Below are 3737 nucleotides of genomic sequence, written 5' to 3'. Positions count from 1 at the left end.
TGCCGAGCGTTGAGGATCGCGAACCTCGCGAAAAACGGTGATCAGCGATTGCACCACAGGCTCCCTTCGAATCAGGAAGCCTCTTCAGAATCAACTTCTTCTTCGAACGCAACAGCCCTCATACGCGATTCCCCTGCCCTTCGCCCCCCTTCCCTTCCCCCCGGACGAGCCTTGGGCGCGGACGCGGCGCGAACGGCGGAGGGCGCATCGCGCGCCCTGAGCCAGGACTTTCACACGCTCGTCGCGCCGCAGAACAGCCGCCCGCAAAACCCGCCGCAAGCCATTGAAAAGGTTTAATCCGTGCCCGGGAACGCCGAAGCCGCCGAAGCGTCGCCGTCCGGCGGAGCATCCAAGCCCGCCTTTCCCGAATCCGGGCGGCGTCAGGCGCCTAAATTTGCGGGCGATGCTCAAATGGCGCGGCGGCCTGCTGAAAGCCCGGATGGCGCCGCCTCTCCTCAAAGCCTCCAGTATTCACACATGCCCAATCGCCGCGGGAAGTCGGAAGCTCGGCCCCGCCGCGGTCAGCGGTGATCCGTGGCGGCGACCATCCGCTCCAGCGCCCCGAACAAAAGTTCGAGGTCCTGCGGCCGCGACAGCCGGTGGTCGCCGTCCTTGATCAGCGTCAGCGTGGCCGGGTCGCCGCCGAGGCGCTCCGTCAGCGACAGCGCATGGGCATAGGGGACCGCCTCGTCCTGCATGCCCTGAAGGACGGCCACGGGGCAATGGGTGCGAATCATCCCGCCGAACATGAGGTGCTTGCGCCCGTCCTCGATGAGCGCCCGGGTGAACACGTCGGGCTCGTCGGAATAGGCCGACGGCGGGCGCCAGACCCCCTTCTCCATGATCGCGCGCCGGGCGTCCTCCGGCGCCTGCGCCCAGATCAGGGTCTCGGTGAAATCGACCGCTGGCGCGATCAGGATCAGGCCCGCGAGCCGGCCGCTCTCGCCCGCCTCGTTGAGCGCGCGCGCGGCGAGCAGCGCCAGGTAGCCGCCCATCGACGAACCGAGGATGATCTGCGGACCCTGCGTCTCCGCCCGGACAATCGCCAGCGTCTCGGCGAGCCATTGCGAGATCGTCCCGTCCTCGAGCCGCCCGTCGGAGCGGCCGTGGCCGGAATAGTCGAAGCGCAAGAGGCCGAGCCCGAGCCGCTCGGCCTCCGCGTCGAGCGCGCTCGCCTTGGTCGAATCCATGTCCGACCGATAACCGCAGAGCCAGACGAGACCGGGCTTCCCGCTTTGCGCTGGCGCGCGCCGGCGAAAGGCGATACGTCGTCGAGTTGGGGGGGACTCCACCGTGAAATATTTCGTCTCTTCGTTCGACACGTTCGGACCGTCCTCATGACGCCGCGTTTCGCCACACCTCGACTTCCGCGTTACGCTTTCCTCTATCGCGCTCGCGCGCCCGAGCGAAGCCGCGCGTGACCGTCGATCCGCTTTCCCCATTCGGGCGCGGCGTCAACGCTCCCCTCACCGGCCGGACGGTGCTGCAGATCCCGCCGCCGATCACGGGGGGCGGGGACCGGCGCGCGACGCTCGCGGTCGCCGAGGCGCTCATCGAAGCCGGCGCGCGGGCGCTTGTGGTCTCCGAGCCGGGCGAGCTTGCGAGCGAGGCGCAGGCGGTCGGCGCGCTGCACGTGCCGTTTCCCGCCTCGACCGGCAACCCGCTCGCCATGATCCTCAACGTCCGGCGCCTGGCGCGCATCCTCTCGGACGAGCGCGTCGATCTCGTTCACGCGCGCTCGCGCGCCTCGGCCTGGGTGGCGCTCGGCGCCTGCCGCAAGCTGAAGCGCGCGCTGGTGACGACGATTCCCGGCGAAGGGCCCTCGACCCGGCCGCGCACCAGCTTCGAATCGGCGGTCGCCGACGGAGACCTCGTCGTCGCCGCGTCGAGCTATGCGGCCGAGCGCGCCGGCGAGGCCTTTCCGGCGGCGCGGACGCGGCTTCGAATCGTGCGCCCCGGTCTCGACGTCGCGAAGCTGTGGCCCGACGCCGTCAGCCGGTCGCGGGTCGCGAAAGTGCGCGAAAGCTGGGGCGTCGCGCCGCACGAACGGGTCGTGCTGGCGCCGGGACGTCTTGCGCCGGGGCGCGGACAAGCGCTGGTCGTCGAGGCGGCGGCGCTGATCGCCAAGCGCGGTCTTGACGATGTCCGCTTCGTGCTGGCGGGCGAGGTTCTGAAGGCGTCGTTCGGCCGCGAGCTCGACGCGCTCGCTTCCGCGCGCGGCGTCAAGGGGATGGTGGCGCGGCGCGGGGCCGAGGCCGACCGGCCGGCTGCATTCGTCGGCGCAAGCGCCGTGGTCTTTCCGACCCGCGAAGCCGAGGGCGTGACTCGCGCCGTCATCGAGGCGTCCGCGTCCGGCGCGCTGACCATTGTCGCCGACGTCGGCGCCGCGGGCGAGATCGTCGCGGCGCCGCCGCTCGCGCCGGCCGAGCAGCGGACCGGCTGGCTGGTCCCGCCGGGGGACGCCGCGGCGCTGGCGGACGCGATCGAAACGGCGCTCGGTCTCGGCGCGTCGGCGCGCGAGGCGATCCGCCGGAGGTCGCGCGAGCGCGCCGCCGCGCACTACTCGCTCACGCGCATGACGCGTGACACTCTGGGCGTCTACGCCGAGGCATTGCAAAAGAGGGGCGGGTGATGGCGGGAGTCACGAACGGTTACAGCGCGCGTCAGATCGGGCTTCACTGGCTGGTGTTCATCCTCGTCGCCTATCAGTGATTCACCGGCGACAACATGACGGACCTTTTCCGCGCAGCCCATGGCGGACGGCCGACCGATCTCGCGCCGGCCTGGGGAACGGCCCACATCGTCGTGGGCGTCGCGGTCCTGCTGCTCATGCTGTGGCGCCTTGGGCTTCGCCACACCGAAGGCGCGCCGCCGCCTGCCAAGCAGCATCCGGCCTTGCAGGGACTCGCGAGCGCCGTCCATGTCGCGCTCTACATCGACCTGATCCTCGGCGCGCTCGTCGGCCTCGCGGCCTACTTCTGGCTGCCGCAACTCGCCGGCCTGCATCATCTGTTGATGCGGCCGATCCTTCTCGCTCTGATCGCGCTCCATGTCGTCGGAGCGTTGTGGCACCGGTTCATTGTGCGTGACGACGTCGTGACGCGGATGATCCGTCCGGCGCGATAGCATAGCGCTCGAGGCGGCGCGCTCACTTGCGATAGGCGAAGAAACTCATCGCGCTTGTTTCGGCGATCTGGCGGATCAGCGGGATATCGGTGAGGGGCGTTTCGCGAAGGATCTCGCGCCCCACGAGCGCGAGGTTTCGCGAAACCTCCGGCGAGCCGGCCGACAGCGCAATCGCCGTGAGCGCGCATTGGCGCGCCCAGTAGAGACGCCTCCCGGGGAGATAGTCTTCGAGCAGCGCCTGGGCGCCGTCCTCGGTCGTCCTGGTTGGCCGCAGGATGTTTTCGACCTCCTCGCCCGCTTCGAACCAACCGCCCACCGTATCCAGGTCGACGACCGATTCCTGCGATTCGGCGATCGCCGCGGGGTCATCCCGGTCCGCGACGTCGGCGAGCAGCGAGTCGATGAGCTCGGCGGGCGTCGAGACGTCCGGGACGAGGGATGCGAGACCGAGCGCTTCCGCGGCGCGAACGAGTTCGAAAGGCGGCGGCGCGCCTCCTGCGAGATTCCGTCCCAGCGCCAGCCGAACCAGTCGAAGCCAAGATTCGAGCGGCGCCTCGGCCGAGGCCACGACGCCGCGGGCGTTGTTCGCGATTTGCGCGGCTTCGGCCTTG

The 3737-nt window shown here is 70.1% G+C and carries 4 protein-coding genes; 2 read left to right on the top strand and 2 right to left on the bottom strand.

From position 1 onward, the window contains the following. Positions 1-521: 521 nt before the first annotated feature. A complete protein-coding gene (locus tag ACLP25_RS17155) occupies positions 522-1322 on the bottom strand; it encodes an alpha/beta hydrolase (protein ID WP_442470394.1) in 801 nt (266 codons plus the stop codon). 95 nt (positions 1323-1417) lie between these two features. Here ACLP25_RS17155 and ACLP25_RS17150 point away from each other — a divergent pair, with 95 nt between their 5' ends. Both ACLP25_RS17150 and ACLP25_RS17145 read left to right on the top strand, forming a co-directional pair. Then, entirely contained in the window at positions 1418-2632 is a 1215-nt protein-coding gene (locus tag ACLP25_RS17150) for a glycosyltransferase (RefSeq protein ID WP_442470393.1), read from the top strand. Between the two features lie 95 nt (positions 2633-2727). Further along, positions 2728-3126 carry a cytochrome b gene (locus ACLP25_RS17145; protein WP_442470392.1) on the top strand — a complete coding sequence of 133 codons (399 nt, stop codon included), beginning with the start codon at positions 2728-2730 and terminating at the stop codon, positions 3124-3126. 22 nt (positions 3127-3148) lie between these two features. Here the strand turns inward: ACLP25_RS17145 and ACLP25_RS17140 are convergent. Beyond that, on the bottom strand, positions 3149-3737 hold a 589-nt coding region (locus ACLP25_RS17140), incomplete at its 5' end, for a hypothetical protein (protein WP_442470391.1).

The sequence above is a fragment of the Roseiarcus sp. genome (genome assembly GCF_052145395.1).
Lineage (GTDB): Bacteria > Pseudomonadota > Alphaproteobacteria > Rhizobiales > Beijerinckiaceae > Roseiarcus.
Note: the sequence above shows the minus strand (reverse complement) of the source record. Positions and strands in the feature narration are given on the sequence as shown.

Coding starts and splice junctions, on each gene's coding strand:
- ACLP25_RS17145 (WP_442470392.1), top strand. CDS start 2,728: ATGACGGACCTTTTCCGCGCAGCCCATGGCGGACGGCCGACCGATCTC.